Here is a 20,338-nt window from a genome sequence, read left to right as displayed (position 1 = left end):
TGGTGGTGTTTTATACAGCAATGCTATTTTATTAAATGGGTGTGAAAAGTGCTGTTTAATATAAATAACTCAAATGTGTGATACTGGTCTTATATTGAATTGATATGTTTGCCTACTTTAGTTTGTAGGAGGAAACGAATATGGAATTGAATATGAGTCTTTTAGGAGGAGTACTATTCGCAATATCATCTGCTGTTGTTGCGGATACTCAGCCTTTACAGCAACAACCCGAAGAAAAGTTGAAAGTTAAAACTGATCTTTTAGGAAACGAAGTTTTGGATACAAATATAAACGATGATTCCAACTTTATTGGAGATAGGATTAGTTTTCCTCTAATCACTCCACTTGAAGGCGAGTTAAATTGTTCTATACCTCCAGGGATCACGATGAAAGCGCTTGGACTTAATGCTGACCAAGATTTAGTTTTATTTACTCAAAACGAAAAAATTGAATGTTACCAACCGCCATCTTCAACTCAATCACCAACATACATACCAGCATATGAAAAACTGTTAGTGGATAAGGATAATCGAGTCGGAATGCACCGATTTGGATTAACTTATGGTGGCCTAATTGTTCCATACAAATACTTAACTAGCGCTAAGGAGTTTAGAGGTGGGACATCGATAGCACCTTACGTAGGATATCGATTTGATCCAAGTTCTTATGGATACGGTATGAAGCTAGTCGGTTTTTTTGGAGCTACAACAGTTGATGTAGAGGGAAATGACTCTAGCTCTTTAGGTGTAACTTATGGTATTGGACTTCTTGGGCAGATTAAAGGGAGCTTTCAGCTTGGTTTAGTGTTTGGAGCTGACCAAGTAGGTGAAAGCGAAAATTATGAATTCAACAAGAAGCCGTGGGTCGCATTGTCTCTAGGCTATGACTTTTCAAATTAGACTTTGATAAAACCCGCTTAAGATACACTTATGCGGGTGTTATCGTCTTGGCTCCATAAATCGATAGGATTTATTTATTTATTTCTTTTTCGAAGAGATTCTATTGAGTTGTCTTCTAGTTTCTTTAAAGAGTCTAATAAGTATTTTTCATTCAAACTATATGTAGGGTTAGTGCCGAACGCGCTTATCACTAGATGATTGTCAGTTCTTCGCATATATTTTGCTAAGTCGAGACCTGGTAGGTAGAATGCTCCTTTAAAACCGTATATATGAGATTTTTCTTTCGATATTGAGGTGAATCTTTCTTGGGTGCTGTTATCGTTGAAAGGAATATGTTCTAGCATACGATACTCAATTAATAATTCTTTAAATTGCCCTTCATCTATTGAATTACAGATACAGTTGACAAGAAGTAGTATAATTTCGTTAGCGGAGAGTTGAGCTCTTAGCATATTTGTGTAAACTTTTTTTTGCTTTGGTTCGATGCCTTCGTATTCATGCACATATTTAAGTATTTGGTAGATGTTCCTAAAATAGTGCCCCAACACTTCATTTTTGTTTGAGTTGAAATTATCATATATTGAATTTATTTTTATAGAATTTGAAAAATCATCCTCGCTAGTGAATGATGACTTTATATATTCGATAACTCCCTTGAAAACATCTCGCCCATGAGTTACTTCTTCTTTACTAAAGCGACTTAGAGTCTTTAAAATTGAAAGTTTACCATTCGTGTTTTTATTAACAAAGTAGGTAAACGATAAGTTCTCTACAATTTGTGCATGTATGTTCAACATATTAAAAAACGTATTTTCAAACGCTTGTTGGCTTAATGCCTTTTCGGCATTGATTTGTGCGTTACTAGAACGTTGTATTTCTTTTCTAGTTTCTTTCAATTCTTTTGATTGCAAGATGATAGTTAGGAGAAGAGCGAAGAACCCAAGGAAGCTTAGTATTGGGTTTAATACCCCTCCCATGAAGTCTCCGAATACCCCCATTTGCTCTTGCACCCCCATATAGCTAAAGACCAAGTTCATCAGTAGTAGGATACAAAAAACGGCCGCGGCTACGATCAATAGCTTTGAAAGAGTTGGTAAGAGTGTGTTGTCGTCTTTTGCTGCGGAATTTAAGTGATTACTTATTATATCGCTTAGTTGCTTAGTCTTATACGTAGGTATTGTAATTTTCATTAAAATGACACTGCTAAGAGAGAAGAGGATAAAGCTAACAGTGAAAATAGTGTTCTTAGTATTAAAAAATTCTTCGTAACCCTTGTAGTAATTTGTTAAGAAAGCTAATACCCCAACTAAGCTCACTGTCACCAAAGTCCATACCCAAATTATTACGAACATGTGTTTGCAGCCCGTCAGTAGTCTTTTCATATAGCCTCCATAAATAATATTAATTATTTCATAAGGTTAGGGATGCGTAAACTGAAACAGAGTATATGCGTGACGGAAAACGCACTCCTCCTCCCCACCTGAAGCGTTTTCGATCTCATTTTTTCGCAATTCTATTTCAGTGAAATTCTGTCGCTGCTATGGAAGGCTAACAAGCCGCTAGCCCTTTAGGAATAACGGGGCTTGCTGCAAGTTAGCAGCGCTCCAAATAGCTTACAAAGCGCCTAACAAAATTGCGAAGAGTGCAAAAAATTGCAAGGAATTGAAATTATGACGATCAGTGTTGGTCTGGTTGGTTATATTAAGTGCTTGAAGTGCAATGGTTTTGGTGTTTTAGGTCGGTTTCTTAATGATCGTTTGTGTTTTGTGACGATCATTTGAGTTGTTTCTCAGCCATTATGGAGAAAAGGTTGAGCATAAATTACAGTGAAAAACGTAATTGCAAAAAATATCCTATTACTTAGGCCGCGACATTGTCTAAATTGAAGGTTAAATGGAGATGTTTGGGTACTTCTGGGTCGCTGTTCACTGCATCCATGAACATTTCGCAAGCGGGTATCACTTCGTTTTTACAGTAAACGTAATCGAATTTAATCGGGTCACCACGAGTGCCACCATTGGGAATGATTGCGGCCAGTTCGACAGGGAAGCGATGACCGGTGATCACCTCTTGTGCGGTGACGTTTTTAATTTTCTCGTACTCATCTTTTGTTGCAATGTCGCCAACGGGTATCAACTGAATCCCTTTTTCGTTGCCGTTTGGAATGTTGATGAACATTGACCGGAAGTTCCCCACGCCACGGCTTGAAGCCATCTTCTGTTTTAGGTCTTCCTCATCGTCTTTACTCAAGTTCGGGTCAGTCGCATAGAAGATAAAGCCCATGTGCAAACCGTTTTTATAGTAACGGCGACGGAACGTGGTGGAGTCCTGACTAAGCAAAGCAGATTGAACACGACCAAGGTAATCCGGTCCACCGTAGACTTGTTGCACTGGGTCATATTGCTTGATGAATATAACGTCTTCTTTCTTGTAACTCTTTTGCTTGTCGTCTCGCTCTAAGAATGCGAAGTCACCGTTCTTACGTTTACGTAAATACATCGTAGGAATAGGCCATAGCCCAATGACTTTACCAAAGTAGTTACGAAGCTTAAGCAGGACAGTGTCACCAAATTCTAAGAAGTCATGGACGGCTGATTGCATTTGCAGCTTCTGCATTCCACCTTGGGTGTAACGGCCCGCAATCATGTTACGGCGAGCCATTAAGATAGAACCGTGATAAGCGTTAGCCCGAGTCAGTTTATTTAAGCCCGCTCTATCGAGTGGCGGTTCCCAGTAGTTTCCATCTTCGTTGTAGTAAAGCTCGTTGTATTCGTAGTTGGTGAAATCACGGTCCATGATTTCTGGCTCACCAAAGCTAAACATCAAGCTTTCATCATTAGCGGATTCTTTCGTGATTATTTCTGTTGTCTGTTCAGTGGCTTTGTTGCGTAATTCAATGGAACTAAATCCAGAACCTACGATCTGATCAGCTACGTTCAGCCCCTCTCGTAGCCCTTTGCATAAGCCTCGTTACAAAACAATTAACTGGAAGCAATACAACCAATCACTCATTAACCGCGGGTCTCTGACCTTTTGGATTGAGAAAGAGCCGCTTTTTAGCGGCTCTTTATGTTTGAGTTCTAGCTATCACTCAGTAGAGCGTTAACTTTCAAATTTTCTACTTCGCATAATTTGAAGGAAACAGTGCTCGCTTTGCCTCTTCATCACGTTCGGTTTTAAACTCAACGTCTTTACCAGTTTCGCGAGCGCGAATTGCAGCAGGGCGAGTGTTGATGGCGTTAAACCAACGCTTTAAGTTCGGGTAAGGTTCTAGGCCTTCTTCACCAAGCACGAAAGGTGCTTTATCAATCCAACCCCATGCAGCGACATCGACAATGGTGTACTCATTTCCGACGAAAAACTCACGACCTTCCATGTGCTTTTCTAACACTTCGTAATGACGTTGTGCTTCACGTAGGTAACGGTTCACTGCGTAGTCTAGGCCTGCTGGCGCAGCATGACGGAAGTGTACCGATTGGCCTGAATAAGGGCCAAGGCCGCTCGCAATAAACATCATCCAAGAGAGCAGTTCAGCTCTGTCTTCTGGCTGTCCACCAAGCTTGCCTGTTTTCTCTGATAGGTACAAAAGGATAGCGTTTGAATCGAACACGCGTTGTCCTTCGTCTTCAATCGCAGGTGTTTTCCCGTTTGGATTTATTAAGCGATATTCCGGCGTGTGTTGCTCGCCTTTTAAGGTATCGACAGGAACAAGTTCAAAATCTAGGCCTGTCTCTTCTAGAAACAGAGCGATCTTCATTGGGTTGGGTGTTTGGTGAAAATAGAACTTAAGCATGGGGTAACTCCTTGTATTGATAATCCATTAAAGCACCGCTTGAACGATCGTTCAATAATTGATTTTGAATTATTTGAAAATACGTCGATTCGCATTTAGCGGCCATATGTTTAGAGCTTCGTTATCTGTGGGGAGGATCAACATCGAACAATTCGGTGTGTTGGATTTTAAGTTGTTGAAAAAATGAGCTTAAAGTTGCTGTTTGGGCGTGTTGTTTTCTGCGGAGTTTGGATTTGTGATGGATGGTTTTCGGTGGAATAGGGCGTATGTAATCCTCAGTCAGATATTCCAAAATGATCGGTGAACTCCCCTTTAAACCAAAATTATCTCGATGCGCAGGCTTATTGATAAGTTCAAAATCGTGATCTGTTGCCACACCTTATGCAACAAATGAATATTAACCTCGGAGATTCTGGTGTGGTTCACAGTTTTTTAATCTCGGGGGCTTACATTGGGGAGCAAATCTGATGTGAACACTTAACGACACAGGATCTTTCCATGAAAAAGAACATTATCGCCCTCGCTCTTGGTGGCATGCTCGCTTTTGGCGCAACACCTTATTCTTTTGCTGCTAACGATGGCGCAGTACAGGCTTCAGCGGATTACGCGCAGTTGGTGACTAAGCGACAAGTTGTCGACCAATTACTTCTTGATGCGTTGCAGGCGTTTAAGTCTCCGGCAAGAATTTCTCACGCGGGCTTCACGGCTAAAATGCCAAGCAACATGGAAATTGTGACTAACCGATTGTTAGAAGCTTACCAGCTAGAACCTTACCGTACCGACTTGTTGATCTCGGCAGCGAACGCTCAGATCTACAACAAGAACGCAGAACGCGCTATTGAGTTGTTTGAACAAGCACTGACGGTTGCGCCAGACGATGTCGACCTTCATGCGTATCTAGCGGTTTGGCAGCGATTTGAAGGTAATGACAGTGAATCGAATAAGCATATGGAGAAGCTGGAAAGCCTGAATAAAGGTAAAGCAGAAGACATCAAACGTATTTTTGCTACGGTTGACCGCGTGTTAGAAACACCTCTTAAAGAGTCTGCAGATAAGGGACTGTTGAGCGACCACGGTGCCATCGTCACTTTGGGTTACGCGCTTAACCCTGATGGTTCTATGCATGAAATCTTGATTGAACGTCTTGAAACGACATTAGCAATGTCGAAAGCTAACCCAGACGCGATGATCGTGTTAACCGGCGGCGTGCCTAAGAACCATAAGACAGAAGGCAAGTTAATGGCGGATTGGCTTATCTCAAAAGGGGTAAGCAAAGACCGTATCATTGAAGAGAACTACGCGACCAGCACGGTAGGCAACGCCTTGTTCAGTAGCTATGCGCTTGCTCGTCATGATATTAAACATGCGACCATTATTAGCTCGGCAAGCCATGTTCGTCGTGGTCAAACTCTGTTTGAAATTGCTAGCTGGCAAACGGGCCCTCAGGGCATTACCTTCGATACGGTCTCTTACCCAGATAAGCCGCTAGAAGATCTTAAGAAGGCGAGCAGTGGTGAGCTTCTAGGCATCTACCGTGACGCACTGAGAACGTATGGTATGTGGAGCTACCGCTCTTACCCATTAGAGTCTCGCTAAGCCCAAGCATTATTTGCGTTTGGGAAAAGCACAGTTCGTGTTAAACCAAAGCTTCACTTGCTAGTACAATCGAGCACAGCTAGATGGTATGCTGTGCTCCTACTTAATTTAGTGTTTCAAAGGCAAAAAAATGAACCCGATTTTAGCGATGTTGAAAGAGAACAATATTAGCGACGAGCAGATCAGCGAGATATTCAAGACGTTGACCGAGAACCCTCTTGCAGCAATGGCGACAATCAGCCAACTTGGTTTACCACAAGATAAGCTTCAAATGCTGATGGGTCAGGTAATGCAAAACCCTGCGCTAATCAAAGAAGCAGTTGAAGAGCTTGGCCTAGATTTTTCTAAGGTTGAAGCCGCTAAAGAGCAACTTCAAAAATAAGTGAGTTTGAATGAGCTGATATCGTCTTAGCTTAATCAAAATTCAATGAAAAGGTCGTTTAAGTTCAGCAAGAGGCTGTCTTAACGGCCTTTTTTGATCTTGGTGGCGATTATTCACTTTGATCAAGTTGCTTTCAATCCCTGTCTCCCATTTTCTACTCAACGACTATTTCAACACAATTGACAGCACCTTTGCCAAATATGTGTTGCTACTGACAATTTACTTACTAGACTTAATTAACCTATGTGCGACTTGATATGTGCACCTTGATGAACAGTGTTTTTTGGATGAGGAATGCCCTGAATAGTAGGGATATAAACATCAAACAATAGCGCTGTTTATTTATGGGTCACAACAAGAAAAAGAATAAGAGGGCACTCGAATAAGCCCTTTATTGAGCAGTGATTTTATAGGAAATGAGTTATGAAATATTTAAAGGAAACGGCTTTAGCGAGCCTTGTGTTGGCAGGGCTTGTTGGTTGTGGCGGAGACTCAGGATCATCAAGCAGTACGACACCCATTACTTTGAGTGTGAGTGATGCGCCCATTGATGATGTTAAAGACGTCACCGTGACATTCAGCAAGGTCGCTTTACTTCCTCAAGGGGGAGGTTCGCCACTGATATATGATGTGTATAAAACGGACGAAACCGGCGACTACGTTGATGAAAATGGCGATCCATTGCCAGATGGTGAGGACCCTATTCCATTAAGTGTGAATTTATTGGATTACCAAGGCAGCGAGGCGCTTCCTTTGATTGAAAATGAGGTCATTCCGGTAGGCAGCTATAAGTTGTGTGTGTTTGCGAATGATGGCGATCACCCAACAGATCCATCTTACGTGGTAGAAAATGATGATACGAATCGTGAGTTAACGGTGAAAGGTGAAGGCGCGTGCCCGCAAGGCGTGGGTAAAGAAGATAATGCTGGCGTACTTTACTTTAATAACTCATTTAATGTGAATCAACAAAGTAACGATTTTGTTGTCGAGTTCGATCTTCGACGTGGCCTAAAGAACAGTTCGACATTCCCTGATTACACCATTCAAAGAACGTCTGTAAGCCTTATTAATACGGTTGAGACAGGAAACATTGAAGGTACTGTAGCGACAACAACTTTTGGAGCTTGTAACCCTACAAATGACAATACCTTCGTCCAATCGGTTTATTTGTATGAAGGTGACATCGCTAAAGCTAACATGGCTCCGATTGGCGGCAGTGATGAAGTGAAACCGATCACTTCAGCGTCAGTAGCAATGAATGAAGCACAGACTAACTATGAGTTCTCTCTGGGCTTCATTGATCCAGGTACTTACTCATTGGGTTATACCTGTACTGCGCAGTACGACAGTGATGAAGACAATGCTGATCCGGTTGCTGATGGTTTTGAAATCTATGATGTTCAAAATAGTGTTCAGGTAGTGGTTGGTCAGGATAACCAAGTATCGTTTTAAATCTTTGACGTGATTTAGCATTCGAATAAATACGGCCTCTTATTTGGAGGCCGTTTTTGATCATGTCACCTAGTTAGCATGAATTTGATGATCATTGAGTGTGACTCTAGGGAAGTGATAATGTAACGTTGTATCTCTTACTTTAACCTAGCGAAATGTACTCCGGCGTTGCTCATGAAATCTAGCTTAAGCATTCGATCTTACACCAAGCAATTTAATACCCATGCTCATGATGACCATCATCAACTGGTATTGCCGATCCAAGGCAGTATTAATATCGAAATGGTGGGGTATGTCGGTAAAGTGGCGGTGGGCGAATGTGTGGTGATTCCAGTAACCACAGCACATGCGTTTAAGGCGGATGAAGCAGCGCGGTTTATTGTCGCGGATATGGCGGAGTTGCCGCAGCATTTGTTAGAGCATGAGCTTTCGGTTTTCACGATAACGCCACCTTTGATGAGCTTCTTGTTGTTTGTAGAGAAGCAGTTGGAATATCAGGTCGATAGCGGTATTGAGTCATCAATTTTGGATGTGTTTTCACTGCTGTTAGAGCAACAACAAGTGAGCAAGAGCATCGACCCAAGAATCCGCGCCGTACAAAGGCTGATAGCGGATAACTACACGCAACCGTTATCCATATCACAACTTGCAGAAACGGCCTGTTTGAGTCCCACTCAATTTAAAAAACGCTTCAAAGAATGCCTGGGTATCAGTGCGCTTAAATACATCACTCGATATCGTATGGAGAAAGCTCAAGCCTTGTTAACCCACACAGATTTACCTGTTCAATTGATCGCTGAAAATGTGGGATATAGTGATGTTTCTGCTTTCAGTCGCCGCTTCTCTCAGCACTTTGGAATGTCTCCAAGGGCGTTTCTAGGCTCAATGAAAGACAGTCTTTAGAAACAACAATAGCGTCCTTTCGGCAAACTAACTTTTATCAATCTTCATTATTATCTATTTCAGAACTGAAAATTGGGTAATAGAAATGAATCTTGCCATCAATCGCGTTAACGAATTCCAAACGGGCACTTTAGCCATCTTGTTTGCTTCCATTTTATGGGGCACGACAGGCACCGCCGCAAGTTTTGCGCCTGATCTAAGCCCATTAGCGATTGGTGCTTTCTCTATGGGTGTCGGCGGCCTAATGCAAGCGGGCCTAGCGTATCGAAAAATCCTATTAGCCCTTGATAAACTTTTGCAGAATAAGAAGCTGTTGGCAGTGAGCGCTTTGGCTTTGGCGGTCTATCCTTTAGCTTTCTATTCTTCAATGAAATTATCAGGCGTGGCGATTGGTACCGTGGTTTCGATTGCAACCGCACCTTTCTTTTCAGCACTGTTAGAGTGTCTGATTAGCAAAAATAACAACATCAACAAACGTTGGCTCACTAGCTTTGCGATTGGTGTCGTGGGTATTGGGTTGTTAGTGTTTTCAGAATCTTCATCGACGAATGAATCCGGTGATGATCTAAAGCTGTTAGGTATTGCTTTGGGTTTGCTCGCTGGTTTGTGTTACGCCATTTATTCTTGGGCGACAAAAGCACTGATCGATAAAGGGATTAAGTCGCAAGCGGCGATGGGCAGTATTTTTGGCCTGGGTGCGATGCTGTTGCTGCCAACGCTCTGGTTTACTGGTGAGAACCTGTTTTCCTCGCAGATTAACGTATTAGTCATCAGTTATCTGACGCTAATCCCACAATGCTTGGGCTATATCGCGTTCAGTTTTGGTTTACGCCACGTGACCGCGAGTAGTGCCAATCTACTTACTTTGTTTGAACCGGTAGTCGCAGCGGTGCTTGCCGTCTGTGTTGTCGGTGAGCTGATTCCTTTTACAGGCTGGCTAGGTATGTTTCTGATTGTGTTGTGCTTGTTGATACAGTCGAAGCCATCTAAAGGAACGTTATAAGTATTTGTTTTGTTGGACCTAATTGAAATTTTTTCATGTGTAATTCTTATAATTGAATAAAATCAGTATCTCAGTTGTGAGAGTGCTGTTACTATCGCTATCAATAGTCGGGGGGCATATACCTTATTTGGTGTTTGCTGAGATCGTTAATCGAGACCCGTTGAACCTGATTCAGTTAACACTGGCGTAGGGAACTATAAGCACTCGATCTACGTCTGCACCCATGAAAACTTTCATGAGCCTAATGCGACTTCTCCTTCGATCAGTGTTCGTTCTCCTACGTCTTGTAAGATAGTAGGAGCGACAATGACACACAGTTCTATTTCAAAAGATTTAACGCCCAAAGCCTCAGTTTCACAGCACTCTGCTGATGGTTCGATTCGAACGAACACTCCGATTGTATTGACGATCGCAGGCTCAGACAGCGGCGGCGGTGCAGGGATCCAAGCTGATATTAAAGCCATGTCTGCTACCGGTAGTTTTGCTTGTTCGGTAATTACCGCTATCACATCTCAGAACACTCAAGGCGTGTCAGCCATTTTCCCTATTCCACTCGACCATGTTGCCAGCCAGTTAGATGCGGTTTTCACTGACCTGAATATCGTGGCCGTAAAAGTCGGGATGTTGGCTGATTCGCAAATCATCAAAGTCGTTGCTGACAAAATTAAGCAATACCAACCTAAACACTTAGTGATTGACCCTGTAATGGTTGCGACAAGTGGCGATCTTCTTCTAGAAAACTCAGCCATCACGACGCTGAAGCAAGAGCTGATTCCGCTGGCAGACATCATCACACCTAATTTACCTGAAGGCGCGGCATTAACAGGCAAGCCGGTACCTGAAAGCGAAGCAGAAATGCAGGGCATGATTGAAGACTTACGCGCACTGGGCGCGAAAGCCGTTCTTCTCAAAGGCGGCCACTTAGAGAAGGATGAGAACAGTAACGATCTGCTGATTCTCCCGACGACGTCTGCCTTGATTAGCGCGAAGCGTTTTCCTACCAAAAACACCCATGGCACGGGTTGTACGCTCTCTTCTGCTATCGCTTCTTTCTTGGCTCAAGGCAATACGCTTCCAGAAGCTGTCGACTTAGGTAAACAATACATTTCTCGCGCGATTGCTCATGCTGATGAGTTGCAAGTCGGTCAAGGTCATGGCCCTGTAAATCACTTCTTCGCTGGACACGGTAATGTCCGTTAATACGATCGGCGTTCAACTCAGCAACGCGACCTTACGTTACCGCGATAGCGAGCACGCAACCTTATCGGGATTGTCCCTGAGCTTAAACGCAGGTAAATGGACGGTGTTGCTGGGCCGAAGTGGCTGCGGAAAAACCACGGTATTGCGTTATCTGGCAGGCTTGCTGGACGACAAGGTTGAATGGCAGGGCACATTGGCAACGTCTGATGAACTGCCTTTAAGGGATCGCATCGCTTACATGGCGCAGCAAGATTTGTTGCTGCCATGGTTGTCGGTTATCGACAATGTGTGCCTGAGTCATCGCTTTCAAAATTCCGCAGACAAGCATCAAAGCCAAGCATCTCATAAACAAGCTCAAACCAACCAAGCATTGGAGTTGCTGACTTCGGTTGGTTTGGCCGACTACGCGAACGCGATGCCGGATCAATTGTCTGGTGGTATGCGTCAACGTGTTGCTTTGGCTCGAACCTTAATGCAAGACAAGCCTGTCGTGTTGATGGACGAACCTTTCTCTGCGCTGGATGCGGTAACAAGACACAAGTTACAGAGCTTAGCGTGTGAACTGTTAAGAGATAAAACTGTTGTGTTGATCACTCATGATCCACAAGAAGCGGTGCGTTTGGCGGATAACTTGTATGTGTTACAAGGCACGCCTGCAAGCGCTCAGTCATTGTCTGTGCCGAATACAGCGACGCCACGAGTGTTAGATGGTGAGTGTGCTGAGTTACAACAAGCCATCTTAGACCAGTTGGAGCGTGATTATGAATGATCTAACGCGAAGCGAAGCTACTGATAGCTCCAAGATAGAAAACTCAATGGAAGAAAGTTCAACTAACACACAGATCACGACTAAGCGCTCTCGCCAGATGAATCCCGTAATGCGTTTGCTGATCAGCAGTGCTGTGATTCTCGGTTTATGGCAACTGGTGGTCGTTATCTTCGAGATGCCGAGCTTCATTCTACCAGCGCCTGCAGAAGTCTTTATTAAGCTAATCGAACGCTACGATGTGTTACTCAAACACACTTGGGTGACTGCGCAGGAGATTTTACTTGGTCTATTGCTCGGTTTATCCATGGGGCTGTTTTTTGCTCTGCAGATGCTGATGTTCGAACCACTGAAACGCTGGTTGTTGCCTATCTTAATTGCTAGCCAAGCGATCCCTGTGTTTGCGATCGCGCCAGTGTTGATGCTGTGGCTTGGCTATGGCATCGCGTCAAAAGTGGTGATGGCGGCGATCATTATCTTCTTCCCTGTAACCACTTGTTGTTACGACGGCCTGCGAAATACACCGACTGGTTATCTTGACCTTGCTAAGACCATGGGTGCATCGAAATGGCAGCTGCTTCGTTATATCCAATTGCCTGCTGCGCTGCCAACACTGGCGTCTGGTATTCGTGTTGCGGTGGTGATAGCCCCAATAGGCGCAGTCGTCGGTGAGTGGGTAGGCTCCAGTGAAGGTTTAGGTTACTTAATGCTACAAGCCAATGCGCGCATGATCATTGATGAGATGTTTGCGGCCTTGTTTATCTTGGCGGTGCTGTCTATCTCGCTCTATTTCATCACAGACAAGTTACTCAAAAAAGCCATCCCTTGGGAGAACCAGTGATGGCTTGCTCAATAACACCTTGTTTAATAAGGCTTCGCTCAACGCTATTTATCTAAACAAACCTCATTAAAAATTAGCTCTATAAACACAATAATAATATTCAAAAGGAAAGGTTAACTATGAAAAATACCAAATTGATAGGTGCAGTGGCACTGCTTGCTTCGCTAGTTTCAGGTCATGCTCTAGCGGACTCTGAACAAAAGAAACTGACGCTGATGTTGGATTGGTTTGTGAACCCGAACCATGGCCCGATTGTGATCGCTCAAGAGCGTGGCTACTTTGCTGACCAAGGCCTAGAGGTTGAAATTCAAGAGCCAGCAGACCCAAGCACACCAGCAAAATTGGTCGCGGCAGGTAAGGTCGATTTAGCGGTAACTTACCAACCAAGTTTAACCATGGATGTGGCAGCGGGTCTTCCTTTAGTTCGTGCATCAACCCTTATCGCGACGCCACTAAATACACTAATGGTATTGGATAACGGCAAGAACGATTCGCTAGCGGATCTGAAAGGCAAGAAGATCGGTATTGCGATCGCAGGAAACGAAGAAGCGACTATTGGCACTATGCTAGCGCAAGAAAATGTTGCGTTTACAGACGTGCAAACCATCAATGTCGGTTGGGCACTGTCGTCTTCATTGGCATCGGGCAAGGTAGATGCAATTTGGGGTGGCTTACGTAACTTCGAAACTAACCAATTAGCACTTGAAGGCTTTAAAGCGAAAGCATTCTTCCCAGAAGAGCACGGCGTACCCGCTTACGACGAGTTGATCTTTGTGGCGAACGCAAAGCAGCACGACGACGAAGCGATCAAAGCGTTCAATAAAGCATTGGAACAAGCAACCACTTACATTGTGAACCACCCACAAGAGTCATGGAGTGAGTTTGTGGCGTATTCACCAGATACGTTGAACAACGAGCTTAACCAACGTGCATGGAACGACACACTGACTCGCTTTGCACTTCGCCCTTCTGCTGTAGATATGAAGCGTTACGACGATTACGCGCAGTTCATGTTCGACAAAGGCATTATCAAATCACTACCAAAAGCCGCTGACTACGTGCCGACTTTTGACTAAGGAATCTCATGAAATACCAAGACTTAATCCAAGCCTGTCAACAAGATTGGCAAGACTACACCGAGCATGATTTTGTTAAAACGCTGGCAAACGGCACCCTCGCTCAGCCGTGTTTTTTGCATTACCTGAAGCAAGATTTTCTGTTTTTGAAGCAGTATGCTCGCGCTTATGCATTGGCAATTTACAAGGCAAAGACACTGGCTGATATGCGCCGTGCACTGCCTAGTGTTCATGCTCTGTTAGATTCTGAAATTTCACACCACGTGACTTACTGTGGTCAGTGGGGTTTAACCGAATCGGATTTAGAAAACGAACCTGAAGATTTCGGCACTGTTGCCTACACGCGCTACGTTCTAGATGCGGGTATGACGGGTGATCTTGTCGACTTATATGCGGCACTGGCTCCGTGTTCAATCGGTTATGCCGTGATTGGTAAAGCGTTGTTAGAAAGCAGTGATACTGTTTTGGAAGGCAACCCATACGCAAGCTGGCTACAGCTTTATGGCGGAGAAGAGTTCCAGTCGGGCGTGGCAACGGGCGCTGAGTATTTCAATCAGCTACTGGCTGAAATTGATATCAACAGCGAGCGCGGTCAGAACATCGTTCATATCTTCAAAACGGCAACGCGTATGGAAGTGGCTTTTTGGCAGCAAGGTCTGAATGCACTTAATGACTCAACCGCGGCTTAAAGCGACTTTTACGAATAAGGATTTATCCATGCTAACTGAACAAATCATCCAATCGTTGCGCGCAGTACGAGAACAAAAGCCACTGGTGGTGAACATCACCAACTACGTCGTGATGAACAATACGGCCAATGCTTTATTGGCGATTGGTGCTTCGCCTATCATGGCGCACTCACAGCAAGAACTGGCTGAGATGATGTCATTCTCTGGCGCTTTGGTGATTAACATCGGCACGCTTGATAGTGTTTGGACGCCAAGAATGCGCTTCGCGGTTGAACAAGCGAATGCGAACAACAAGGTTGTGGTTCTTGACCCTGTAGGTTGTGGCGCAAGTACGCTGCGTACCGAGACTTCTCGTGAAATTGCACGTTTAGCCAATAAGCTAATCATTCGTGGTAACGCGTCTGAGATCATTGCGCTAGCGGGTGAGCAAGCACAGAGCAAAGGCGTTGATGCGCTGGATAGCAGTGATGCCGCATTAGGCGCAGCGCAATGCTTAGTCGCTGAATATGGTGCGAATGTGGTGATTTCTGGTGAGACAGATTACGTTGTCACCAAAGACAGCGTGGTGACGTTAAACAACGGGCACCCAATGATGCCGTATGTGACCGGTATGGGTTGTACCTTAACGGCATTGACGGGCGCATTTGCTGCTGTTGGAGATGAAAGTGGTTTAGCGGCAGCGGCGGTATTAGGTGTGGTTGGTGAAATCGCAGCTGAGAACTCGCGCGGCCCAGGTAGCTTGCAAATGAACTTACTTGATGAGCTGTATCAATTGGACGAAGAGACTCTGATCCAACGTTTGAAGGTTCAGTAGATTCAATCTAGATCTGTATTCGTAGCTTATTAAAAAGCCCTCAGCACATATGTGTTGAGGGCTTTTCTATTATTGCTTCAAAACCGTATTAACTCGTCGTCGTGTTAGTTATCTCGTTATATGAGCAATTGGCTTCGTTAGGTTCTAAATCGATTCACTTGGCTTTCTAGGTGATGAGCAACCTCGGTTAAGTCACTCGCTGCGCCAGAAATACTGCTTACAGACTCTTGGTTACTTTGTGCGATGGTGTTTGCACCTTGCGCATTTTCACCCAGCGACTTAGTCAAGCAATCCTGTTCATCAACCGATACTGCGATCTGGCTGTTGGCCTGATTCAAATCTTGGATGTGTTGGTTAATCACATGCAAATTCTGAGAGGCTTGTTGTGCCTGAGTTGAAGCATCTGAAACCGTGCTGTGACTCTCTTTGATCGACTCTAGCGCGTCTTTTGCACCACGCTGCAGTGAGGTGATGAGTTCATCAATCTGGCTTGCAGAATCTTGGGTGCGCTTAGCTAAGGTTCTTACTTCATCGGCTACTACTGCAAACCCACGACCTTGTTCACCTGCGCGCGCAGCTTCAATAGCCGCATTCAATGCCAACAGATTGGTTTGCTCAGAAACGCCTTTGATGACTTCAAGAATGGCACCAATGTTCATCGACTCTTTATGTAGGTCAGTCACTTTCTGGCTACTCACCTGCATGCTTTCATCGGCACTGCCAATTTCATGCAGTGTCTTGTCTACTTCTTTAAGTCCCATCGCCACATTCTCGGTTGCTTGGTTTGCAACTTGAGACGCGTGGTTAGCACTTGCAGCAATTTCTGATGTGCTCGAAGCCAATTGATCAACGGCAGAAGAGATATTGATCATCTCATTGTTCAACTGTGTCGCGTTGGTCGAGCTGTTATTGGTCACTTGATTGAGCGACTCCGACATCTCACCAATACGCACGCTAGAGCGGTTCACTTGGCCGACAATATCGCGCAGAGATTCAATGGTGATCTCCATGTTGGTCAGCAGTTCGCCAATCTCGTTTTTGCTCTCGATGTTTACTTCGACATTCAGATTGCCTTGAGAAAGTTCGTTGGTGATCTGCTTAACCTGTGCAAGCCCTTTAGTAATTGAACGAGTAACCAAAACAGCGCTTGTCATACCAATGATTAAAGCCACCCCCGTTAGCAAGAAGATGATTTGAATTGAACGTTTTTCACTGGCTTGCAGTTCAGGCGTCAATGCTTGTTTCTGTTGCTCGAGAATGCTTTGAGCATCCGCGACCGCAATCGCTAAACTGTCACCAATAGAGGCGAGGGTTGCGGTTCTTTGGGTGTTCTCAATCATCTGTTGATGAACTTGCTCAAAGCCTTTTGCATACGCTTCGCGCTGGTTAGAGAAGTCTTCAATAAGCTCGCTTTGGTAAGGGGATGATTTGAGAGACTCAATGTCGCCTTCAATACCCGGCAACGCGTATTCAAAGATATCTTTACCCGATTCATAGGTTTTTAGGTCGTTGTTGTTTGAGTAACTCAGTACAGTGATCTTGGCTGCGAGGAAGTTCTCCATCAACATACCCGCGTATAAGCTCGCGTTTGGATCATTGTTGTTGTACGACTCATACAACAAGCTCTGAGCGGCTTTGAGGGCGTTGGTTTCTCGTTTGACCAGCTCGATATTCACCAATTGGTCGATGAGCAGCTGGCTCTGTTTCATTGAGCCATAAGCCGTGTCAAATGCCGCCACGCTGTCTTGCACTAATTGCAGGCTAGCTAGGCTATCGGTTTTGGTGGTGGTTTGGATTAAGTTGTTCAGCAGTTCATCAATCGCGAGTTTGCTTGATTGATAATTCGTTTCGTATTGCTCATCCAATGACTCTAAGTAACGTTCAGAGGCTAAGCGCATCTGAAGAAAATGCACTTGAATGTTGCCTGACAGTGTCGCTTTCTGGCTGAGCTCACTGTACTGGCTAAAGCCGTTCGACAAGGTTTGGATACCTTTGTAACTCACAAAGCCAGAAATGACGAAAAAGAGTAAGCAGATGGCATAACCTAGCTTGATCTTAAACGCTATAGAAAGGTGGCGCATAACTATCCCTATATTTACCTGATTCCTTCATAGCGAAGTATTCCATAAAACAGCGTTCTGGGCAGGCTTAAGTGAATAGTTTGTGTAATAAGTAACGCTTTAGTTAAAAATTTCAGGATTTTCGGCATGCTCTCAACGAGTTGTATATTCAATGGCACGCGCTTAATTGAGCTAATTTAGTATTAACTTCCATGCACATGATGCGATTTGTCGGTAAAATGGTAGCAACTCTATTTAGACTCCGACTCCAAAGGCACGATATGAACCCTTATAAGCTCTACTTAGTAACGGATGACCAACAAGATTTAGAAACACTTAAGTTCGTGGTTGAACAAGCGGTCGCTGGTGGTGTCACTATGGTTCAAGTGAGAGAGAAACATGGGGATGTGAGAGCTTTCATTGAACGAGCACAAGCTGTTAAGTCGATTTTGGCAGGTTCTAATGTGCCGTTGATTATTAATGACCGAGTGGACGTTGCGGTGGCTGTGGATGCTGACGGCTTGCATTTAGGTCAATCAGATATGCCTGCTGTGTTAGCCCGTCAGTTGATTGGTCCTGATAAGATTCTTGGGTTATCGATTGAAACTGAACAACAGCTTCAAGAAGCCGATAGTCTGCCGATCGATTACATTGGACTCAGTGCGCTTTTTGCCACACCGACTAAGACAAATCTTAAGAAACATTGGGGTTATGACGGCATTAAAATGGCGTTGGAGACAACGAAGTTACCGATTGTCGGTATTGGTGGAATTAACGAGTCGAACATCCCGCAGTTAGTTGAGAGCGGTATTCATGGGTTAGCACTGGTATCTGCGATATGTCACGCTGAAGATCCAAAACAAGCGACGCAGGATTTGTTGTCTCTAATGGGAGAGTGAAGTCTTTTAGACTAGAAAATAAATGATTTTAACTGTTTGTTTTTTAGCTAAAACATAAGCATAGAGATGTGCTTATGTTTATCGCTTGAGCTTTTAAGGCAAACTATTAAGCACGCTATGCTGTGTGTGAGGCATAACGTTTTTATTGAGCCTGAAAGCGTCTATTGAATGCACAGTTTTATCTACTGAGCACACAGAGCAACAGTACCGATGATCATAAGAACGATCGCGGCATACCAGCCGTATTGTGCGGTCTTATCAGCAACAAACACCTTAATGTAGTTGAGTTCTTCATGCGCCATGGCAATGAAGTCCGTGTAGTTAATTGATAACTCACGGCTCGCTTCTTTCAAGTCTTGCTGAAGTTTGTTGAAAGCCTCATCGATGAAGCCTTTTGTTTCTGAAACAGACGGAGTAGCAACCAAAGTTAAGCTATTCCAAACTGCCATACGCGATTCATATTCGCTTTCACTGACACAATTAAGTACGCGTAAATCATACTCTCGTTTGTTACGCTCTTTACCCATTTTCTCAGGGCAAATATTTCTTAAAACGTTCACGACAAATTTTCCAAAAGGTTCATTTAGATATAAAAAAGCACTCGAAGAGGGCTCATAAACTGGGTGCGAATCAATATTCAAAAGTGATCTATTTGAAGCTGTCACAAGTGGTTGCAGGGCAGGGGCACTTATGTGGGAGATTTGAAGTTGGGTCAGTGGTGTTAAAGAGCGATTTGGTTATGTCGATATCAGCTTGATAAGACAAATCCTTTGGGATCGCATACTAGTTATGTCACTTTGGGATATCAACTAGGGTGTTTTATCCACACGACAAAGAAAATTATCGGCACGAAAAGCGGAAATGAGGTAGTGCTGGAGAAAACACCACCGTCATTAATTTAGGATTCAGTTGCTGAAATAGGCTGAACTCAAAAATTGGGGGAGATTAGTTGGCTTGCCACTGATTGTTCTCTAATGAGTGGCCTTTTAGTTTTTCAAGTAAACTTGTTAACACTGGGCCATTGATGTGACTGCGAGACACCAAGCAACCAACAGGTGTTATCCAACCACCATGCTCGTGTGCGACAGGCAAAGCCACAAGGTCTCCTTTCTGAATCCCTTTCATCACCATCATTTCAGGCACATTTGCCCAACCTACGTTCTGTTCAACGAGATCGATGATCGTTTTGTGGTTGTTGGCATACCAAAGCATGGAGCTGATGCCATAGGTGAACCACAATTCGTGCTGCTTCGAACTACGATGCACACATTGGCGGTAGCGCTTTAGGTCTGAGTCTTGAACGACGGGCATTTGGCTCAGCTCGTGCGTGGCAGAGCTGACAGTAAGAAAGCGCGCTTGGCCAAGTAGGAAAAAGTCCATATCCACCTTAAGCTCACCATCCGCGTAGATGATGCCTATCTGTGCTTTTCCGCGTCTGACTAAGTCTTCAACATCGAAGGTAGATGTCGTAATAATATCGAAGTGTGTGATTGGAAACTGATCGGCTAGTGAGCTGATTATCTTAATGAAATTCTTATCTATGATGCTCTCATCAATGGCAATGATCAGTTCGTGTTCATCTTCTTGCGTCAGCGATTCTACTTTTTGGTCGAAGTACTTTTGTTGGTCGAGAATCGACTTGGCAACAGGCAATAAGGCTTTGCCTGTGTTGGTCAAAACGGGGATGTTTTTCTCGCGGTTAAACAGCTCTTGGTCGATGGCTATTTCGAGATTGGCGATCGATTGGCTGACGCCGGATTGAGCGCGTTTCAGCTTGCGTGCTGCAGCAGAAAAAGAGCCACTTTCACACACGGTGACGAAGACTTTTAATTGCTCAAAACTGTACATTCTATATCTCGCTCAATACCAAAGGGGGGGATAACTCCTAAGTTATCACTGTTCGTGATGGCTGTTAACTTTCTCTTATTATTTTCGATGACATAATTCGAGCTAATCCAACACATA

19 protein-coding genes, 1 pseudogene and 1 riboswitch are annotated in these 20,338 nt (G+C 44.1%); of the genes and pseudogenes, 14 read left to right on the top strand and 6 right to left on the bottom strand.

The genetic code is table 11. From position 1 onward, the window contains the following. Nucleotides 1–140: 140 nt before the first annotated feature. Nucleotides 141–899 carry a hypothetical protein gene (locus tag L3V35_RS02475; RefSeq protein ID WP_102513293.1) on the top strand — a complete coding sequence of 253 codons (759 nt, stop codon included), beginning with the start codon at nt 141–143 and terminating at the stop codon, nt 897–899. A gap of 74 nt (nt 900–973) precedes the next feature. Here L3V35_RS02475 and L3V35_RS02470 read toward each other — a convergent pair whose 3' ends face one another. Together L3V35_RS02470 and L3V35_RS02465 are read right to left on the bottom strand one after the other, a co-directional pair. After that, a complete protein-coding gene (locus L3V35_RS02470) occupies nt 974–2,281 on the bottom strand; it encodes a putative phage abortive infection protein (protein ID WP_171315897.1) in 1,308 nt (435 codons plus the stop codon). A 478-nt stretch (nt 2,282–2,759) separates the two neighbouring features. Continuing rightward, nucleotides 2,760–3,722, bottom strand: coding sequence for a phage portal protein (locus L3V35_RS02465; protein WP_171315895.1), 963 nt, complete (start codon nt 3,720–3,722; stop codon nt 2,760–2,762). A 133-nt stretch (nt 3,723–3,855) separates the two neighbouring features. Between L3V35_RS02465 and L3V35_RS02460 the strand changes: the two are divergent. Then, nucleotides 3,856–3,954 (top strand): annotated as a pseudogene (locus L3V35_RS02460) (IS5/IS1182 family transposase); the annotation flags it as partial. Nucleotides 3,955–4,017: 63 nt separating this feature from the next. Here L3V35_RS02460 and L3V35_RS02455 read toward each other — a convergent pair. After that, a complete protein-coding gene (locus tag L3V35_RS02455) occupies nt 4,018–4,692 on the bottom strand; it encodes a glutathione S-transferase family protein (protein WP_171315893.1) in 675 nt (224 codons plus the stop codon). A gap of 498 nt (nt 4,693–5,190) precedes the next feature. On the opposite strand from L3V35_RS02455, the gene L3V35_RS02450 reads away from it, so the two are divergent. From L3V35_RS02450 to thiM, 11 genes are all read left to right on the top strand, one after another. Further along, nucleotides 5,191–6,288 (top strand): YdcF family protein, encoded by a 1,098-nt coding sequence (locus tag L3V35_RS02450; RefSeq protein WP_009844828.1) that lies wholly within the window; start codon nt 5,191–5,193, stop codon nt 6,286–6,288. A gap of 130 nt (nt 6,289–6,418) precedes the next feature. After that, nucleotides 6,419–6,670 (top strand): DUF2999 family protein, encoded by a 252-nt coding sequence (locus L3V35_RS02445; protein WP_009844829.1) that lies wholly within the window; start codon nt 6,419–6,421, stop codon nt 6,668–6,670. A 423-nt stretch (nt 6,671–7,093) separates the two neighbouring features. After that, a complete protein-coding gene (locus L3V35_RS02440) occupies nt 7,094–8,122 on the top strand; it encodes a DUF4382 domain-containing protein (RefSeq protein ID WP_171315891.1) in 1,029 nt (342 codons plus the stop codon). 174 nt (nt 8,123–8,296) lie between these two features. After that, nucleotides 8,297–9,025, top strand: coding sequence for an AraC family transcriptional regulator (locus L3V35_RS02435; protein WP_016768295.1), 729 nt, complete (start codon nt 8,297–8,299; stop codon nt 9,023–9,025). Nucleotides 9,026–9,110: 85 nt separating this feature from the next. Continuing rightward, nucleotides 9,111–10,028: an EamA family transporter gene (locus tag L3V35_RS02430; RefSeq protein WP_237298252.1), complete on the top strand. Its 918-nt coding sequence runs from the start codon at nt 9,111–9,113 to the stop codon at nt 10,026–10,028. Between the two features lie 98 nt (nt 10,029–10,126). Continuing rightward, nucleotides 10,127–10,238, top strand: a riboswitch (TPP riboswitch). A gap of 96 nt (nt 10,239–10,334) precedes the next feature. Next, a complete protein-coding gene (thiD, locus tag L3V35_RS02425) occupies nt 10,335–11,228 on the top strand; it encodes a bifunctional hydroxymethylpyrimidine kinase/phosphomethylpyrimidine kinase (protein ID WP_237298251.1) in 894 nt (297 codons plus the stop codon). Next, nucleotides 11,218–11,997: an ABC transporter ATP-binding protein gene (locus tag L3V35_RS02420; RefSeq protein WP_237298250.1), complete on the top strand. Its 780-nt coding sequence runs from the start codon at nt 11,218–11,220 to the stop codon at nt 11,995–11,997. The genes thiD and L3V35_RS02420 overlap by 11 nt, the downstream gene beginning before the upstream one ends. 46 nt (nt 11,998–12,043) lie before the next feature. Next, complete coding sequence (locus L3V35_RS02415; RefSeq protein WP_237298936.1) at nt 12,044–12,835, top strand: ABC transporter permease; 792 nt, start codon at nt 12,044–12,046, stop codon at nt 12,833–12,835. A 119-nt stretch (nt 12,836–12,954) separates the two neighbouring features. Continuing rightward, nucleotides 12,955–13,911 (top strand): ABC transporter substrate-binding protein, encoded by a 957-nt coding sequence (locus tag L3V35_RS02410; RefSeq protein WP_050646626.1) that lies wholly within the window; start codon nt 12,955–12,957, stop codon nt 13,909–13,911. 8 nt (nt 13,912–13,919) lie between these two features. Then, a complete protein-coding gene (gene tenA, locus L3V35_RS02405) occupies nt 13,920–14,600 on the top strand; it encodes a thiaminase II (RefSeq protein WP_017109110.1) in 681 nt (226 codons plus the stop codon). Between the two features lie 28 nt (nt 14,601–14,628). Then, the gene (gene thiM, locus L3V35_RS02400; RefSeq protein ID WP_237298249.1) at nt 14,629–15,414 is read left to right on the top strand and encodes a hydroxyethylthiazole kinase; all 786 of its coding nucleotides are present in this window, start codon (nt 14,629–14,631) and stop codon (nt 15,412–15,414) included. 137 nt (nt 15,415–15,551) lie between these two features. On the opposite strand, the gene L3V35_RS02395 is transcribed toward thiM, so the two are convergent. Continuing rightward, nucleotides 15,552–17,495 (bottom strand): methyl-accepting chemotaxis protein, encoded by a 1,944-nt coding sequence (locus tag L3V35_RS02395; protein ID WP_237298248.1) that lies wholly within the window; start codon nt 17,493–17,495, stop codon nt 15,552–15,554. A 260-nt stretch (nt 17,496–17,755) separates the two neighbouring features. Between L3V35_RS02395 and thiE the strand changes: the two genes are divergently transcribed. Next, complete coding sequence (gene thiE, locus L3V35_RS02390) at nt 17,756–18,373, top strand: thiamine phosphate synthase (RefSeq protein WP_237298247.1); 618 nt, start codon at nt 17,756–17,758, stop codon at nt 18,371–18,373. A gap of 182 nt (nt 18,374–18,555) precedes the next feature. Here thiE and L3V35_RS02385 read toward each other — a convergent pair whose 3' ends face one another. Together L3V35_RS02385 and L3V35_RS02380 are read right to left on the bottom strand one after the other, a co-directional pair. Next, complete coding sequence (locus L3V35_RS02385) at nt 18,556–18,900, bottom strand: hypothetical protein (protein ID WP_009844840.1); 345 nt, start codon at nt 18,898–18,900, stop codon at nt 18,556–18,558. 418 nt (nt 18,901–19,318) lie between these two features. Further along, the gene (locus L3V35_RS02380; RefSeq protein WP_237298246.1) at nt 19,319–20,221 is read right to left on the bottom strand and encodes a LysR family transcriptional regulator; all 903 of its coding nucleotides are present in this window, start codon (nt 20,219–20,221) and stop codon (nt 19,319–19,321) included. Nucleotides 20,222–20,338 lie beyond the last annotated feature (117 nt).

The organism is Vibrio sp. L5-1 (assembly GCF_021728315.1).
In the GTDB taxonomy this organism is placed as follows: Bacteria; Pseudomonadota; Gammaproteobacteria; order Enterobacterales; family Vibrionaceae; genus Vibrio; species Vibrio splendidus_K.
This window is presented reverse-complemented; position numbering and strand designations above follow the sequence as displayed.